Here is a 16,432-nt window from a genome sequence, read left to right on the forward strand (position 1 = left end):
TTTCAGAAAAAAGGGTTGTGAGTTTTCTGCTTTAACTCGGAGTATCCCAAAACATACCAAGGTGGGAGGATTTGTTATGAAAACAGCGGTTGTGACTGGCGCCGCGGGAGGGATGGGGCAGGCCATCTGTCGCCAATTGCAGACGAACGGGTTGCATGTGATTGGTCTGGACCTCAAAGAAGAGGGCCTAGTCGAGCTGGCATCAAAATTAAGTTCGGACTTCACGCCTATTTCCGTTGATCTAACAGATCCTTTGTCCGTGGCTCAAACGTTTGAGCGCATTAAGACAGCCCATGGCGGTCTGGATGCTTTGGTAAACAACGCGGGCACCTGCTTCATGTCTGACTTTCCGCACATTCCGCCCGAGGAACTCGAAAAGCAGATGGCGATAAACTTTAACTCTGCATTCCACTGTTGCCAGCAGGCGGTTCAGTTGATGTTGGAACGCGAAGGCATCAAAAAGATTGTAAATATCTCATCGAATGGAGCTTACAATTTCGATGTGTTCGACCCTCCCCATTACCGGGCGTCAAAAGCGGCGATGGATACACTTACGAAAGACCTTGCCCGTCGATACGCGCAGGAAAAAATCTGTGTAAATTCTCTGGCACCTGCCATGACTGAGACACCGTTGTTCAATGTCTTAACCAAGGACGTCTTGGAGAAAGCCATTAATGCTATGCCGCATGGCCGCGCGATGCTGCCCGAGCAAATCGCCGCTTGGGTCGGTTTTCTAATTTCGCCGGCTGGTGATGTCTCCAGTGGGAATGTGATTGTCCTGAATCAAGGGCGCGACGTCAGATAACTCCTAGGCGCACCGTTGCCTTTATGGAAAATGGTTCATGGGGTGGGATCAGCTGTAGACTTCTGGTGCTTTTTTCAGGACAGGCCATTGCTTTGGACAATGCCCATAGATTACGAACGCATCTCGCTCGGATGCCAGACGCATCAACCTGTCTGCGCTGGCAATCGCTGCATCCTCGTCCCAAGACCCGGCAAACTTCTCGTCGATTTCTGCTGGTCGGGAAATCGCATCACTGGTTAGTAAAACCGTCCCCGACGGGAGATCGACCATTACCGCGATCTGACCAGGCGCATGACCGGGTGCCATCAAAACGAAGATACCTGGCCCAATCTCTACGTCGTTATCAACAAGCAGGTAATCCTGATCGGGCCATTCCAAAGGCCGCATATCGCCCCAGTACAACGGGCGGGGTAAGGCTCGCTCCGCAGCAGAGATAAGAATTGGACTGCTTGGAAAGTCGCCCAATGCACCGATATGGTCGATATGGGTGTGCGTACAAATCTGTAGTGTAATGTTTGAAGGAATAAGCCCAAGTTTTGCCAGCTGTGCGCATGGAAGATTGTCTGGTTCGCACTTCAGAACCTCACCAAACTCGAACAATCGATCTTCTTTGACTGCGGCGTCAGTGGCGGTGGCATATTTTTCGGGGAACCCGGTATCGATGAGTATTGCTTCTCCCAAATCTGTCCGGATCAGAAACCCGCAGATACCAATTATGCGGCCAGTGGAATGGACCTTGAACAGCCCGTAGTCCAAAACCGCAAGGTCAATCGGTCGCCCTTTGACAAATCCCTCTGCTTGCACAGAATCTCTCCCGGATTGACTACAAGGATTTTGAGTAGAGCATGAAAGTCAAGATACACACACTTTTTCAATACCTATTGGATACTACGGAAGCGGATCCAGATGCGTTCGTCGGGTTTTCCTTGTCAGAGTCGCCGCGTTTGGGTGAGTTCATGGATGCGCTGGATCCAGCGCTGCCGTTGGATTGGAACCAAAAGAGTTTTCGGGGTCTGCCTGCTTTACGACGACATGTCTTGGATCGCGCCGGTTTGTCTGATGTTTGCAAGCCAGACGACGTTCTGATCACCGCCGGCGCCGCGGAAGCCAATTATCTTGCATTCATGCAATTGGTCCAACCGGGCGACGAAGTCGTAACGGAACGCCCGGGCTGGCCACAAGCGGGCGTATTGGTAGAGGCAGTTGGCGCGACGCTAAAAGTTGTCGACCGGGAAGAGAGTGCTGGTTGGGTATTGCCGCTCGACAAAGTTGAGGCCGCAGTAACAGAACGCACTCGACTGATCTTTATAACCAACCCCAATAATCCCACCGGGCAGTTGACGACGCAAGCAGAGCTTGAAAGGCTTATTCAAATTGCAGATCGCGTCGGCGCATGGCTGGTTGTTGATGAGGTTTATGCAGGATTGGAGTGGGTCGGATCCCGTGCCCCTTCGATTGCTGGTTTGTATCCTAGGGGTATCACGACAGGCAGCGTTTCTAAGGCATTGGGGCTCCAAGGGCTGCGAACCGGCTGGATGGTTTGCCGTGATCCCGATTTGATTTGGGATGCCATCATTCTGCGGGAAAACTCTAGCGAGATTATGAATATTCTCGGCGAAGTCATCGCCGAAATCGCCTTAAGGCCTGACCGATATAGCCAGGCTTTGAAAACTGCGCGGGCAGCCGGGATGAAAACGCTGGAACGCCTGGATCGGTTTGTTGCCGATCAACCCGGCCTCGATTGGGTCAAACCTCAGGCTGGATTGATTGGTTTGGCAAGGCTCGATGGGATAGATGGCGATGTTTTCGCCAAACGCTTACTAGCAGATCCCTATCGGACGTTTCTCTTACCGGGCTCGTCTTATGGGATGCGGAACCACATCCGACTGGGTGTGGGGGGAGGTGCTGCTGCCAACCTTGACCTTGGCCTAGAGCGCATGGGCGAACTGTTGGCGAACTGGTAGAGCTAAGACACTCATTTCGACTTCTCGGCCTGCAACGCCGGTCAAAAAGTGCTACCCGATCAAAGCTGACATTGAGCGTCTTGATGGTGCAAGTTCACCCGCCATGTACTGACAGCTTTTCCGCTAGAATAGCGCTGGTTGCACGCTAGTTCGAAGATGGAACAACCGATTCATAACCAAGGTTCGAAATGACAGGTTGGACAACTGAAAACGTCCAAGACTATCCGCGACCACCTGCGCTACGGGCTGTACCCCATCGGGTGCGGATCGAACTCGGCGGTCAAACCATCGTGGAGACCGATCAGGCGTTTCAGGTTCTCGAAACCCATCACGCCCCCACGTATTATATTCCGCCGCAAGACATTGATGCCGTTCTGACGACGGCCTCGGGTAGATCATTCTGCGAGTGGAAGGGTGTTGCGAGCTACTGGGACGTTCAGAGCGGGGCGGCCGCGGCAAAGAAAGCTGCGTGGAGTTATGCTGCACCAACCACCAGATTTGAACAGATTAAGGGCTATCTCGCCTTTTACGCCGGACTTATGGACGCTTGTTTTGTTGGTGAGTACCGGGTGATCCCGCAACCCGGGGGCTTTTATGGAGGCTGGGTCACCGAAAACTTGAAGGGTCGCATAAAAGGCGCTCCGGGCACTGAATTTTGGTGAGTATTGATGACCGACCCTAAATCCTCATCAACCCCTTTGGCAGTTCCTACTAGCCGTTTGGCCCGTGTCGCCGGTTTAAGCAGCATGACGGCAGGTATTGCGGGGAACATGGCAGCACGCGCCCTAAGAGAGATCGGTCGAGGTGCGCGACCCGACATGCGTGGTTTGTTGATGACACCCGGCAACGTGACACGCATTGCGGATCAACTCGCTCGCATGCGAGGGGCCGCGATGAAGGTGGGTCAGTTGATTTCGATGGATGCAGGTGAGGTCTTGCCGTCTGAACTGGCAGACATCATGGCGCGTCTGCGAGATCAGGCGCATTTCATGCCGCCGAAACAATTGCGTGACGTCCTGAACCGAGCCTGGGGTGCAGGTTGGCGAAAATCCTTCCAAACCTTAGATGTAAGGCCTGTAGCGGCCGCAAGCATCGGGCAAGTACATCGTGCGACATTGAAAGACGGTCGCGATGTGGCGATCAAAGTGCAGTATCCGGGCATCGCTCGTAGTATCGACAGCGATGTTGCGAATGTCGCGACTCTGGTTCGGATGTCGGGTCTACTCCCGAAGAACTTTGATCTGGATCCGTATATCCAAGAGGCGCGCAGTCAACTGCATGAAGAAACCGATTATGAACGTGAGGGACAGCACCTGCGCCAATTTGCTGACCTCCTGCAGAATGATGAAGCGTTTGAAATCCCGGAATTCTATCCAGATTGGAGCACGCCAGAAGTTCTAACGATGTCCTTTCTGGAAGGTCGCCCTATCGAAGCCGTGGGTGATGCGACCAGCGAGGAACGCAATCGAGTCTCAGAAGCATTGGTCAATCTCACGCTGCGCGAGGTTTTCGAGTTTGGTATCATGCAGAGCGACCCAAACTTTGCCAATTACCGATACGACCCATCCAATGGAAAAGTCAGTCTCTTGGATTTTGGCGCGGCACGCGCATTGCGACCACCTGCAATAGATGGATACATGGATCTGTTGCGCGCCGGTTTGCTTGAAGACGGTGCGGCGCTTCGTAAGGCTGCCATGCAACTGAAGCTTATTGAAGGTGATGGCCCATTTGACGACAGGATCCTTGGAATGATCCGCAGCGTTTTCGAAGCAATTCTATCTGCGAATGAATTTGATTTCTCTGACCGAACTCTTTCCCAACGCCTGAACAAAGACGGCATGGCTTTGGCTGAGGCCGGCTATATCCCACCCCAGGTGCCAATGGACGTTCTTTACCTCCAGCGAAAGATTGGGGGAATGTTCCTGTTGGCCACTCGATTGAATGCCTCGCTACCCGTGAAGACGCTTCTTGAAAAGTACGTCATCTGAACGGCCAAGATTCACGCCAAACCAGCAAGTCGAACAATTACAAAACCCGCGGCTCCGATATGAACCAGTGTGATTAGGACAGATAGCGTGTGCAGCAGCTTGAAACGGTGAGTGTCACCTGTGTCTGTAGCGTTATTGATTGCGGGCATCAGAACCTGCCGTGCGAACACCGTTGTCACAGCAATAACTCCCATAATTGCGCTGGACACTGAATCTCTGGCGACGAGCAGAATAGTAGCTGCGCCTGCTGTGGCCGTGACAAACAGGTAAAAGTGGGGGAAGGCCCGCCTTATAAGCGATCCTGCCGCCTCCGCTGGGAGCGCGTTAAAAACAAACGCCGCGAAACCGAAAGAATAGAGTACCGTTCCACCAAACATAAGCGCGGTAATAAGCAAAGCGAGTTCAAGCATTTGTATTCATTCCTTGATTAGTCACGGCTCATAAATCGCCTCGACTCCCTGGCCGAATGATTCACGCTGCTGGCGCGTCGTGGGATCGCATAGGGAACGTTGTCTCTATAGTCTCGGAAACGCTGACCAAATAGCTTCTCAAATCGCCGCTCTTTTAGCTTCGGTGCAGCAAGGCAGTAGCTTGTCAGCACGACAGCGAGAATAAGCTGGTCTGGGGTCCACACCGGCACCGTCCACAGCGTCAAAGCAAAGGAAACGTAGATTGGCTGGCGTATCACGCGGAACAAACCAGTTGTGGGCATATCTGGGAAAACAGGTTTGGCGTTTCGCATTAATGACATCCAACCCAACGCGCCGGATTGAACTTCGGCCCCAGCGTCCCAGCTGGCTTTAACCAACAAACCCCAAGACGCTGCATAAAGCGCGCTAATCAGGTAGAATGCCCAACCCTCTGCCTGCCACCAAATGACACCTGTGGGGGTCCAAAACGCAAAGAGCACAAGCAGTTGGAGCGAGGCGATGATTGCGTAGGTGGATGTGCTCAACGTCGCGCCATGGGGACTTGGGACGAGGCTAGAGAGCCATTTCTTGCCGGCGTCCGACAAAAGGAATGAGTGCGTCACCGGAAATTGCAGAACCAAAATGGCGTTGACGAATGCGGCGGTTGGCCAAGGCACGGCTCCAAGGCTTTTGCTCATGCCAAAAAACATGGCCACCACAATCGCAAGAACGGCGGCGGCAAAGATGGTGTGCGTGAGGAACCCAAAACACAGGGCGAGTGTGATGCGACCGATGCCAGGAGCGGGCTCGAAAACCCCTTTCACGAGCCAGACCAGCCGTTTGAAATGACTATCGCCCGGGCTGATCATTAAAGCGTATCTTTCTGGTTGACCGGCTTTGCTCCGACCCAAGATGCGATCCGCGAGAGCATCGGTCTGAAGGGTAGGAAACCCCGATACGCAAGCTCTAGCAAAGGTAAGATCCCTGGCAACCTTGCGATACGCGCTAACCAACGCCATTTGGGTAAAGCGCACCAAAGCTCTGTGAAGCCGCGCGCGCCCGAAACAAGTTTTCCATCCGCTCGTCGTACATGAAACCGACCCATTGCCTCTTGCCGCGTTAGATCTTCACCGAGACGCACCTTGGGGTTTGAGACGTCGACAAACTGCAAACCATCAGAGCCCTCACAAGAGGCATAGTGCCCGATCTCTACTGAGCAGAGCGGGCACGATCCGTCGTAGTAAACCGTAGCGCAGGCTTGATCGGCTTTACGCGATTTGACTGCAACCTCAACTCGTTCCGTTTTGTGCATCGTCTTGGACCTCTACCAGTGGGGTGCACCCGATCTTTGTCAAAAGTTAGAGCAAATACTGAAGAAACGAGGTTGTAGCTATCGCAAACAGGTGCGGTACGAGGCCGCAACTTGCTGAGCAGCTAGCTAAACTCAACGGCAGAATTCTCCGCAGAGCAGACACTTTTCGGGATTGCGCCAATGACGGCTTCGAGCAGAAACTGGGCTTTGCGCAGATAGGTGTACGTCCCTTTCTTACATCAACCGGTTTGTCCCAAAACGTGGCTACACCCCGCTTATCCCGCACTCATCGCTTTCGTAGCCCTGCAAAATCTGATCAGCGTCAATGCTTGCGCGACCACCAAACTCTGTTGTCGCGATTTGCTCAGAAATCTTCAGCACAGTAGGCCGAGTTTAGTCCGCATGCTCTCAGCTATGTAATGCATTATTTATGGTTCGCCGCTATCAACATGAGGTAGTTTCAGACTCAAAACCTAAAATGGGCGGCAGTCGTTTAGTGACCAGGGTTCGAAGGAAAAATGAAAAAATGGTGGACTGCCTTTCGAAGCCAGGCAGTTTACTGCATGCAAGATCGATTTGTTGGCTGGCAACACATTCGTTTACCAAAATCATTTGTCGCTTTTGATTGCTTCCGTCTCAATGTTAATCGTCACTTCATCGCCAACAAGCCCATTCGCGACTCCGTAATCCATCCCAAACTCACTGCGCAAAATGGCGGTGTCGAGCGACAGTCCTAAAACTTCGCGTTTATGGCCAAACGGATATTCTGCGACTTTGTTTAGCGTAACATTCAGCGTTACGGGAAGAGTTTGATCCAAGATCGTCAACTCTCCGGTCACAGTTCCGCTGGTGTCGTCCGAAGCTGTGCCACTGTTCGCAACAAACTTGATTTCAGGATACGTCGAGACATCCAAGAAGTCTCGGTTTCGAACATGACCGTCACGCGCGTCGTTGAAGGTGTTCACGGACGCCGCTTGGATCATAACCTCTACGTCGCGCAACTCTTGCGTTTCAGTGTCGTAAAAGAAGTTGCCCGACACTTCTGTGAACACACCAAGTATTTTTGCGTAGCCGATGTGATCAATTGTGAAATAGATGGCCGTGTGCGTTGGATCGAGTTCATACCGCGCCATATCGGCGTTGGCCGCCATTGCATATGCACTTAGTGCAGCCGAGGTTACAATCGTTCGCGTTGTAGTGCCAAAGCGGCCGAGATCGGTTTTTAAGCGCGTAAAAGCCATAGTACGAAGACCTCCGAGTGGTAGCCAAGGTTATAAACAATATAGGTTGCAAACGGACAAAGGCCGTAAAAACATGAGCAACTCCACAATTCGCTGCGCAACTTGGAACATTCATCGCGCAAAGGGACCAGATGGACAGGTCGATCCAAAGCGTGTGGCCAACGCAATCGGGACGGAACTGGCGCCTTTGGGTTTGGACATTCTGGCGTTGCAAGAAGCGGATGAGGAATGTCGACCGCACGCTCGGATCGTAGACGTGCAGAACATCTCCGAGCTTACGGGGCTTAGATACACACAAGACGCCCCCGCATTGCGTTGGGGAAGTCAGAGCGATGGATTTCTGGGAAGCATCCTGTTTCTGGGCGAGAGGTTTCAGCGCACCCATGCAGATGTGATTGATCTACCAGGCCATTGCCACCGGGGCGCTATAGTGTTCGAAACGCTGGTTGACGGTTATCCGTTGCGCATAATGACGATGCATCTCTCTTTGTCGCAACCGTTGCGCATCATCCAAATGCGTACCATTGGGCAGTACTTACATCGTCGCCCAACTATGCAAACACTCATGCTAGGCGACTTCAATGAATGGCGGCCTTGGGGCGGTTTGATGTTTCATCAACGGATTGCTGGAACGGCCTTTCAAGGGCCTGCTCGAGCCAGTTTCCCGAGCCGAGCGCCTTTTTTACCCCTGGACAGGATCTTGACGGATTTTCCAGACGCAATTTCAGAGGTTCACGCACTAAAATCAGAGGTTTTGGTGCAGGCTTCGGATCACTTGCCTTTGACGGGCGTTGTTAAGCTTGGGAAAAGGACGTGAGCGGTTGGTTGCCCACAAGGCTACCCGAAGGTCGTTGGCGGGCTAATTTGTTCTTAGGATCAATTGGGTGACGTTTATGTTTGGCGGTGATTTTTACAACGCGACAAGGCCTGTGGAGGTGGAACCACCTGTTGCCAACCTGTGCATGGCCAGCGCGGTCATTGCTCTTGCAATGGCAGTATGCTCATTGCTGGCGTTTGGTTCCGCATTGCCCCCTTTGGTCGTCTTTGGGGTAGTCGTCGGATTGCTGATCCCGGGGTTGCGTCGAACCTATCCTTATGAAGTGTTGGGTCTGTGTAACCTTGTAACCCTAATCCGTGCTGCAATGGTCGCGTTTTTGGCTGGCACTGTGGTCGCGCCAACCGTGAACCCTTGGCTGGTATTTGTGGTGGCAACAGTAGCATTCGCATTGGATGGCGTAGACGGCTGGTTGGCACGGCGATCAAAACTGACATCCCGATTTGGCGCGAGGTTTGATATGGAAACGGACGCGTTGTTAGGCGCGGTCCTCTCTGTGTGGCTTTTGGTATCAGGGACAACAGGCCTGGAAATTCTGGTTCTTGGTTTCATGCGATACACCTTCTGCGCAGCAAGTCTATTTTTGCCCGCATTGCAGGCTGAACTCCCCGAGTCGTTCCGTCGAAAAGCAATTTGCGTTATACAAATCGGTGCCTTGGTCACGCTCCTGTTTCCCTTGACGCCAACAACAGCATATTTGCCGATATCTTTTATGGCTGCGATACTGCTCGCATGGTCCTTCTTTGTGGACATCAAATGGCTTCTTGGGCGCGCTGAATGAGGCAGGTACTCTTCCTAGTTTTGGGTGCTTTAGCTGTCTTTGCCGTTCTAGCCCTGCCAAACCATCCAAGCGCTTTTGGGTGGAGCGCGGTGTTGCGCTGGCCTCTCGAGCTGCCCGTGATACTATTTCTAATGATGGTGCTAGGTCGGCGCTTGATCATCGTACACGCGGTCGCGCTGGCTTTGTTGGCTGTCGCTGTTTTGAAGCTCGCCGACTATGCAATGTTTAGCGCTTTTGACAGGCCGTTTAATCCGGTCGTTGATACGCCCTTGATCGCTGCAGGCTTCTCATTCACCCGTGATAGCCTTGGTTTGGTTGTTTTTGTTTTTGCAGTGTCATTTGCCATTTTGTTGCTGGCCCTGCTTTACGTTTTAATAGTCCAGGGCTTTGCCGCTTGGGCGTCACTTGGGCGAAATGCAAAAACAGGATTGGCAGCAGCTTTGATCGGCGCCGGCTTCACTGGATGGGCTGTCGCGGATGCGGGTCATCACCTCAGTTTCTGGAAACTGGAAAACAGCCCGCCGGGGACCACCTGGACCTCTCGCTTAGCAATAAATCGCGTTGAGGAAATACAGAGAACAATCAGGGATTTGACCGAGTTTCGTAAGGCTGCAGGTTTAGATACCTATGCCAATCAGTTCGGATTGTTGAACAAGCTTGATGGGCGGGATGTGTTTTTGATCTGGATTGAAAGCTACGGTCGCGCGAGCTTCGACAACCCGCTGTACGCGCCAACGCATCTTGCAACGCTGCGGTCTGCTCAGGCGGAAATCGCGGGTTCGGGCCTTGCCATGAAAAGCGGTTGGTTGACCTCGCCAACGGCAGGCGGACAAAGCTGGTTGGCACATGGGACCCTGGGGTCCGGCTTGTGGACCGCCGATAACGGGCGCTATCAGGCGATGATCGACAGCGGGCGCAAATGGCTGTCTCATATTGCGCGAGCGGCGGGGTATCGGACAGCCGCTGTCATGCCTGCAATCACAAAGGACTGGCCTGAAAGTCGGGCGATGGGGTTTGAGCTTGTTTTCGACAAGGCCGAAATCCCCTATGCGGGCGAGAGTTTTCGCTGGGTCACGATGCCCGACCAATTCACCCTGGCTGCGTATCCCGATCTTTTGCCGCCAGACCCGAGACCTGATTTTGTCCAGATCGCCTTGATCTCTTCACATGCCCCTTGGACACCAATCGCAGATGTAATCCCGTGGCAGGACGTAGGCGACGGCACCGTCTTCAATGAGATGGCCTTACGGGGACCGACACCTGAAGTGTTGTGGAAAGACCGGGATGCCGTGCGGGACGCGTATCGCAGATCGGTAGACTATGTTTTGCAGGTCGTCTTTTCTCATGTTCTTCAACTGGCCGACGATGCACCACTGGTCATTGTCGCAGGGGACCATCAGGCCGCTGGATTTGTATCAGGCAGTGACAGCAAGGATGTAGCTGTTCATATAATCGGACCCCCGCAAGTCTTGGATCATATCGAGCATTGGCGTTGGACCGAGGGGCTTGTCCCTGCATCCGACGTACCTGTTCGCCGAATGGACAGTTTTAGGGACAACTTTATCGCTGCCTTTTCTGACAAGACCTCAACCGCAATGGTGTCGCAATGAAGCGGTATTGGGTCAGGTTGGTCGTATCGATCACGTTGATTGTCGCATTGCTTTGGTGGACGGATTTGGCGCGTGTCGCTGATCATCTGCGGATGCTTAGCCTGGAATGGGTTGGGCTTTCGATTGTTGCTACAACTGCCGCAACCTTCTCGATGGCATTCCGATGGCAACTTACAGCGCACGCGTTGGATATTCGGTTTGATTACTCTTTTGCCCTGCGCGAGTACTATATCGCGCAGCTGGTGAATATGATTCTGCCCGGCGGTGTTCCGGGGGATCTGACCCGTGCGGTTCGGGCGAGGAAGAAAGCAGACCTCAAACGTTCAGCTCAATCTGTGTTCGCGGAACGGCTGTTGGGGCAAATCGCAATCATGGCAGCCCTTTTTCTGGGCGTCTGTGCTGCGCTAGTGTGGCCCGCAGGCTTCGATCATCTTGAACTGAGCATGACAGTTCTTGCTGTGTTGCTATCCGCTATAGTCGTGGTGAGCCTTATATCACTTGCCCTTCCATCAATTGGGAGGTTCGTTGTCTTTTTGATCAGGCTACAACGTCAAACGGCCTTTGTTTTTCTTGGCTTAGTCAGCTCTACATGTCTGATACTGGGATTCTACGCATCAGCAAGGGCTGTAGGGGTTGTCATACCATCAGGCGGCTTGCTTATCATTATTCCTCTGGTTTTGACCGCCATGCTGATCCCTATGTCGATTGGTGGTTGGGGTTGGAGGGAAGGAGCCGCTGCTGCCTTATTTCCAATAATCGGGGCGTCATCCAGTGCGGGCGTTGCTTCGGGTGTCACCTATGGTGCCGTTATCCTGATCGCCGCGCTGCCAGCAGTCGCAATTCTGCTGTGGCCAAGATCGCTTGAACCGCAACTAACAACAGGGAAAAGAGATTCACTATGACACAGCCCGCCCATCTTACGCGCCGTTTTTTTCTTCAAACCGGCGCAGCCGGTTTTGCCGCCTCTGCATCAGGGTTGCCGGCACTAGCGGCTAACTTACAACCTGTAAATTTCCAGCTGTCGTGGCTGCATTCCGTTCAGTTTGGCGGAAGTTACATTGCGAAAAACAAAGGGTATTGGTCCGATCTAGGTTTGGATGTCTCACTTGCCCAAGGCGGTCCAAACGCGCCTGTCGAGCCGCCCGTGGTTTCAGGAACTGCTTTGGTTGGGATATCAGCTGCGGACTATACCGCCGCCGCTGTGGCGCAAGGCGCGCCGTTCAAAATTATCGCCGTTGCAATGCAAAAGAATCCGTTCGCGATTGCATCGCTTGCGGCCAACCCGGTAAACGAACCCGCAGACCTTATCGGCAAGAAGATTGGTATGGCCGTCGCGAATACGCCCGTCTTGCAAGCCTTGTGCACATTGAACGGGATAGACATAAACCAAATTGAAATTGTCCCCACCCAATATGACCCGGCGCCGTTAGTCAGCGGCCAGGTGGATTGCTTGCTTTGCTGGGAAACAGATTTGCCCGTCGCCATGACTGTGCAGGGCGTTGACAACACCACAATGCTAATGGCCGACTACGGTTATGCCGTGCATTCTCAAACCTATATCGCCACCCAAGACTCACTTGCCCAAAGACGCGCAGAGCTTGTGTCTTTACTGAAAGGCGAAGTCATGGGGTGGAAGGATTATCACAAAGACACCGACGCCGCCGCCGAGTTGACGCTAGAAATGTTCCCTGATGCAGGTCTGGATCTCGCCGCGCAAAGACTTCAAGCAGCGCGGCAAGTGCCGCTGATGTTCTCGGACTTAACCGCCCAGTTTGGGTTCGGGTGGTTTACCGAGGAGACTGTTGCGGCGAATGTCGAAACACTAGCGCTGTTAGGTCGAACCGTCACTCCTGACCTCTGGGACAGATCGCTGCTGGAAGAGGTGTATGGCTGACCCGAGGGTTGACGCGTGACCACGGCCGGAATTTCGTGCAGCAGCATCCGAAAGAGTTTTGATCGCACAGAGGCGGTGTCAGAGCTTACGATTGAATTTCAGTCCGGACAGACGACGGCATTGGTCGGCCCATCTGGCTGCGGGAAATCAACGGTTCTGCGAATGATAGCCGGGTTGGAAACACCCGACACGGGGCACATCACGATTGGCTGTGAAACACCAAAACAGGTCGCCCGTCGTGGGGGGCTTGCTATGGCGTTTCAAGACGCATCGCTGCTGCCATGGCGAACCGTAAGATCCAACATCGCATTGGGTGCGGAACTCGCTCGCAAACCGGTGGATCGCGTAGATGACCTGATCAATCTTGTCGGGCTGGACGGGTTTGCCGAGCATCGGCCTGCTGAATTGTCAGGTGGTATGCGCCAACGCGCCGCAATCGCGCGCAGCCTGATATCTGAGCCAGAGGTTCTGCTGTTGGACGAACCTTTTGGGGCCGTCGATGCGATCACGCGACGTCGATTGAATCAAGAGCTCCCGCCATTGTGGCGCGAGCGCCAAACGACAACACTTCTCGTTACGCATTCCGTGGAAGAGGCGGTTTTGCTATCAGATCGCGTGATCGTGCTGTCATCTCGTCCTGCGCGTATCCTCGCGGATATACAGGTCGAGATTAACCGAGACTGCACGTTTTCACCCGCAACTTCACCAGACTTTCGCGCTTTTGTGACGCAAGTACTGACCGCGTTGGAGGAGGATGAGTAGGTGGCACCGGGACGTATCATGCTGGGCGTCTTGCTTATGCTTCTAATCTGGGAAGGCTTGGCGCACGTTCAGCCAGACAGCATGTTGATCAGTGGACCATTTGATATCGCGGAGTATATCAATGATCATTCTGGGCTACTTTTCAGGGCAGCGACCGAAACCTTAAGGAATGCCGCGCTCGGGTTCTTTTGGGGGAACCTTGCGGCGGTGGCCTTGGCCTGTTTCGTGATCTTGGTCCCGAAGTCAGAATGGGTAATTTCGGCGCTCGCGCTTCTAGTGTTCTGCATTCCGCTGATCGCGAGCGGCCCGATTTTACGGGTCCTGTTCGGGCCCGGAGCTGGCCCACAGATCGCTTTGGCGGCACTGGCTGTTTACTACACCACATTCCTGGCCTTGGTAGTGGGTCTTCGGGCGATCTCACAAAGCTGGACAGATTTGATGACTGTTTACGGCCGGGGCCGCCTGTCGACTCTATTCGTTGTGCGATTCAGAGCCAGCTTGCCTTACCTGTTTGTGGGATTGCAGATCGCGGCGCCAGCTGCCTTTCTGGGTGCGATGATTGGAGAATTCACAGGCGCCGAGCGAGGGTTAGGTGTTTTAACCTTGCGGGCCATGCGCGGTCTTCAAACGGATGCGACCTGGGCGCTGGCGGCTATTTCCGCATCACTGGCTATGCTCGGGTATGCGTGCGTTGGTCTGCTCAAAAGCAAACTGACGCCACATGCACCGACAATCCTACTATCGACGCCCAGAGTTGGTCAAAAGCGCGCGCTCTCTACTCATATACTCGGTATCGTATTTCTGTCTGCCATGGTTTTGGTTCTGTGGCAGGGATTGATGGATTTGTTCAACCTGAACTCGTTCTTCGCGAAGCGACCAGCGGATATTTGGACCTTCGTTTCCAACACTACGAACCTGAACACATTGCTAACTGCGCTTGGCGAAACCCTGACTTATGCGATACCCGGATATCTCGCCGGTTTGGCCCTTGGTGCGGGGCTGGCCGTGATTTTAACGCTTTGGCCACCAGTGGCGCGGGCGATTATGCCGACCGCCATTTCATTGCGCGCCGTGCCGATCATCACAACTGCGCCTTTGCTGGTTCTGGCATTTGGGCGCGGCTTTACCGGAACCGTTGCAATTGTCGCTGTAATGGTGTTCTTCCCAACTCTTGTTGCCTGCCTGCAGGGTTTACGGCAGGCTCCAACGCAAATCGTGGATCTTTTTGAAAGCTATGGTGCCGGCCGTTTGAAGCTACTGCGATGCGCCCAAATCCCGGCCATGTTGCCCGCTTTATTCGCGTCAGCCCGCATGGCAGTGCCAGCCGCGCTATTGGCTGTCACTACAGCTGAGTGGCTGGCAACCGGGCGCGGCATAGGCGTGTTGATGGCACTGACCGCGAGTACATCAAACTACAATATGCTGTGGTCTTGCGTTGTCCTTTTGTGTCTTGCGGCAGTCACAGCATACGCTGGAGTTGCATGGTGCGAAAAGCGGGTTCTGCGCGTTTATGCGAGCGAGCAAGTGGTATGACAGAAGCTGTTTTTGCAATCCCCGGTGACAAAGACCGGCGCACCGGCGGTTTCATCTACGAAGCCACCGTATTGCGGGTTCTTAACGAGATCGGTTGCAAGACCGAACACCTGAAACTACCGAGTCGATTTCCCGACCCAACGCAGGACGATATGGCAGTGGCACTGAACGCCCTGCGCGCCGTACCCGGGAAACGCCCGGTTATCCTTGATGGATTGGTTTTTGGCTCCATCGACCCAGAGGGTTTGGCGCAGGTGAGCGCCCCTATAATTGCGATGATACACCACCCCCTTGGACTAGAAACTGGTTTGCCGACGGAACGGGCTAAATTTCTGCTCAAAAACGAAGCCGCAGCTCTTCGGCACGCCGCACATATTATCGTTCCAAGTCCAGAAACTGCGCGCGTGCTGGTCAACCAATTCGCTGCGAAACCGGATCTGATAACTGTCGCACCCCCAGGTTTTGATCGTCCGGTTGTCTGTAAACAGGCGAAGCGTCCGCCTTTGATTTTGTCAGTTGGCCTGTTGGCCCGCCGCAAAGGGCATGACACTCTTCTAAGTGCGCTTGATACAATCAAGGACTTGGACTGGCAGGCTGTTATCGTTGGCAAGGAACACGACAAAAACACCGCGATAGAGCTTTACTCTCAGTCCAAGGCCCTCGGTCTAACCGAGCGCGTGACCTTCACCGGCGAGTTGGACCAAGTTCCGTTGAACGATTTGTTCAACTCGGCGACCCTTTTCGCGCTTGCGACCCGGTACGAAGGCTACGGAATGGTTCTTGGCGAAGCAATGATGTTCGGACTTCCAATCGTTTCCTGCAACGTGGGTGCTGTCCCTGAAACAGTCGGTGACGCGGGAATTCTGCTGCCACCCGAGGACGCTCTGGCCTTTGGAGCTACTCTGCGTTTGCTTCTCAAAGACCAAGGAACACGAGCACGCTTGGGAAGACTGTCAGACTTGATGTCGCAGTCTCTACCAACGTGGCGTGAAACCGCGGGAACATTCGCCTGCGTAATCAAATCACTCGCCGAGAAAACCAAATCATAGAGCTTTTAAGCAAGGGCTTCACCAAGATTTTTTTGGCCACACTGTCTTGGCGGTCAGTTCAGCGGCAAAAGACGTGCTTACCCGTAGAGACCTTAAAGATTTCATCCGACACGACGTCAAAACCTTGAACCGCGCGATAGCCGGTTTGTACGGTATCGGATTTGCGGGGGTTCGCTGACGCATAGTGACTGTGCGTTCTCGCTAGTGGCGAGCAGTTGCCCGACCTCCCATCTTTGGCCTGAAAGGAG

17 protein-coding genes are annotated in these 16,432 nt (G+C 53.6%); 12 read left to right on the forward strand and 5 right to left on the reverse strand.

The features are described from left to right. The first annotated feature begins 76 nt into the window (after window positions 1–76). On the forward strand, window positions 77–805 hold the full coding sequence (locus ACXADZ_RS00685) for an SDR family NAD(P)-dependent oxidoreductase (RefSeq protein ID WP_171133840.1): 729 nt from the start codon (window positions 77–79) through the stop codon (window positions 803–805). Between the two features lie 48 nt (window positions 806–853). Here the strand turns inward: ACXADZ_RS00685 and ACXADZ_RS00690 are convergent, their stop codons facing one another. After that, complete coding sequence (locus ACXADZ_RS00690; protein WP_475191899.1) at window positions 854–1,609, reverse strand: N-acyl homoserine lactonase family protein; 756 nt, start codon at window positions 1,607–1,609, stop codon at window positions 854–856. A gap of 41 nt (window positions 1,610–1,650) precedes the next feature. Here ACXADZ_RS00690 and ACXADZ_RS00695 point away from each other — a divergent pair, with 41 nt between their 5' ends. The 3 genes from ACXADZ_RS00695 to ACXADZ_RS00705 all read left to right on the forward strand — a co-directional run bounded on the left by ACXADZ_RS00695 (window position 1,651) and on the right by ACXADZ_RS00705 (window position 4,757). Further along, window positions 1,651–2,769: a pyridoxal phosphate-dependent aminotransferase gene (locus ACXADZ_RS00695; protein WP_475191903.1), complete on the forward strand. Its 1,119-nt coding sequence runs from the start codon at window positions 1,651–1,653 to the stop codon at window positions 2,767–2,769. A 188-nt stretch (window positions 2,770–2,957) separates the two neighbouring features. Continuing rightward, window positions 2,958–3,431: a DUF427 domain-containing protein gene (locus tag ACXADZ_RS00700; protein WP_475191906.1), complete on the forward strand. Its 474-nt coding sequence runs from the start codon at window positions 2,958–2,960 to the stop codon at window positions 3,429–3,431. A 6-nt stretch (window positions 3,432–3,437) separates the two neighbouring features. Further along, window positions 3,438–4,757: an ABC1 kinase family protein gene (locus ACXADZ_RS00705; protein WP_475191909.1), complete on the forward strand. Its 1,320-nt coding sequence runs from the start codon at window positions 3,438–3,440 to the stop codon at window positions 4,755–4,757. Between the two features lie 11 nt (window positions 4,758–4,768). Here the strand turns inward: ACXADZ_RS00705 and ACXADZ_RS00710 are convergent, their stop codons facing one another. The 4 genes from ACXADZ_RS00710 to ACXADZ_RS00725 all read right to left on the reverse strand — a co-directional run bounded on the left by ACXADZ_RS00710 (window position 4,769) and on the right by ACXADZ_RS00725 (window position 7,720). Next, window positions 4,769–5,167: a DUF4149 domain-containing protein gene (locus tag ACXADZ_RS00710; RefSeq protein WP_475191911.1), complete on the reverse strand. Its 399-nt coding sequence runs from the start codon at window positions 5,165–5,167 to the stop codon at window positions 4,769–4,771. Window positions 5,168–5,184: 17 nt separating this feature from the next. Next, window positions 5,185–6,036: a methyltransferase family protein gene (locus ACXADZ_RS00715; protein WP_475191915.1), complete on the reverse strand. Its 852-nt coding sequence runs from the start codon at window positions 6,034–6,036 to the stop codon at window positions 5,185–5,187. Further along, window positions 6,036–6,479: a thiol-disulfide oxidoreductase DCC family protein gene (locus ACXADZ_RS00720; protein ID WP_475191920.1), complete on the reverse strand. Its 444-nt coding sequence runs from the start codon at window positions 6,477–6,479 to the stop codon at window positions 6,036–6,038. The genes ACXADZ_RS00715 and ACXADZ_RS00720 overlap by 1 nt, the downstream gene beginning before the upstream one ends. Before the next feature lie 608 nt (window positions 6,480–7,087). Continuing rightward, window positions 7,088–7,720, reverse strand: a complete 633-nt coding sequence (locus ACXADZ_RS00725) for a YceI family protein (RefSeq protein ID WP_475191925.1) — start codon at window positions 7,718–7,720, stop codon at window positions 7,088–7,090. A gap of 73 nt (window positions 7,721–7,793) precedes the next feature. Here ACXADZ_RS00725 and ACXADZ_RS00730 point away from each other — a divergent pair, with 73 nt between their 5' ends. From ACXADZ_RS00730 to ACXADZ_RS00765, 8 genes are all read left to right on the forward strand, one after another. Further along, window positions 7,794–8,537 (forward strand): endonuclease/exonuclease/phosphatase family protein, encoded by a 744-nt coding sequence (locus ACXADZ_RS00730; RefSeq protein WP_475191927.1) that lies wholly within the window; start codon window positions 7,794–7,796, stop codon window positions 8,535–8,537. A gap of 118 nt (window positions 8,538–8,655) precedes the next feature. Then, window positions 8,656–9,336, forward strand: a complete 681-nt coding sequence (locus tag ACXADZ_RS00735) for a CDP-alcohol phosphatidyltransferase family protein (protein WP_475191929.1) — start codon at window positions 8,656–8,658, stop codon at window positions 9,334–9,336. 89 nt (window positions 9,337–9,425) lie between these two features. Continuing rightward, complete coding sequence (locus ACXADZ_RS00740) at window positions 9,426–10,946, forward strand: sulfatase-like hydrolase/transferase (protein ID WP_475198443.1); 1,521 nt, start codon at window positions 9,426–9,428, stop codon at window positions 10,944–10,946. Beyond that, complete coding sequence (locus tag ACXADZ_RS00745; RefSeq protein ID WP_475191930.1) at window positions 10,943–11,848, forward strand: lysylphosphatidylglycerol synthase transmembrane domain-containing protein; 906 nt, start codon at window positions 10,943–10,945, stop codon at window positions 11,846–11,848. The genes ACXADZ_RS00740 and ACXADZ_RS00745 overlap by 4 nt, the downstream gene beginning before the upstream one ends. Continuing rightward, on the forward strand, window positions 11,845–12,840 hold the full coding sequence (locus tag ACXADZ_RS00750) for an ABC transporter substrate-binding protein (RefSeq protein WP_475191931.1): 996 nt from the start codon (window positions 11,845–11,847) through the stop codon (window positions 12,838–12,840). The genes ACXADZ_RS00745 and ACXADZ_RS00750 overlap by 4 nt, the downstream gene beginning before the upstream one ends. 15 nt (window positions 12,841–12,855) lie before the next feature. Continuing rightward, the gene (locus tag ACXADZ_RS00755; RefSeq protein ID WP_475191935.1) at window positions 12,856–13,602 is read left to right on the forward strand and encodes an ABC transporter ATP-binding protein; all 747 of its coding nucleotides are present in this window, start codon (window positions 12,856–12,858) and stop codon (window positions 13,600–13,602) included. Further along, the gene (locus ACXADZ_RS00760) at window positions 13,603–15,135 is read left to right on the forward strand and encodes an ABC transporter permease (protein ID WP_475191938.1); all 1,533 of its coding nucleotides are present in this window, start codon (window positions 13,603–13,605) and stop codon (window positions 15,133–15,135) included. Then, complete coding sequence (locus ACXADZ_RS00765; protein ID WP_475191941.1) at window positions 15,132–16,184, forward strand: glycosyltransferase family 4 protein; 1,053 nt, start codon at window positions 15,132–15,134, stop codon at window positions 16,182–16,184. Before ACXADZ_RS00760 ends, ACXADZ_RS00765 begins: the two co-directional genes overlap by 4 nt. Window positions 16,185–16,432 lie beyond the last annotated feature (248 nt).

The organism is Ruegeria sp. ABM4_193 (assembly GCF_056158705.1).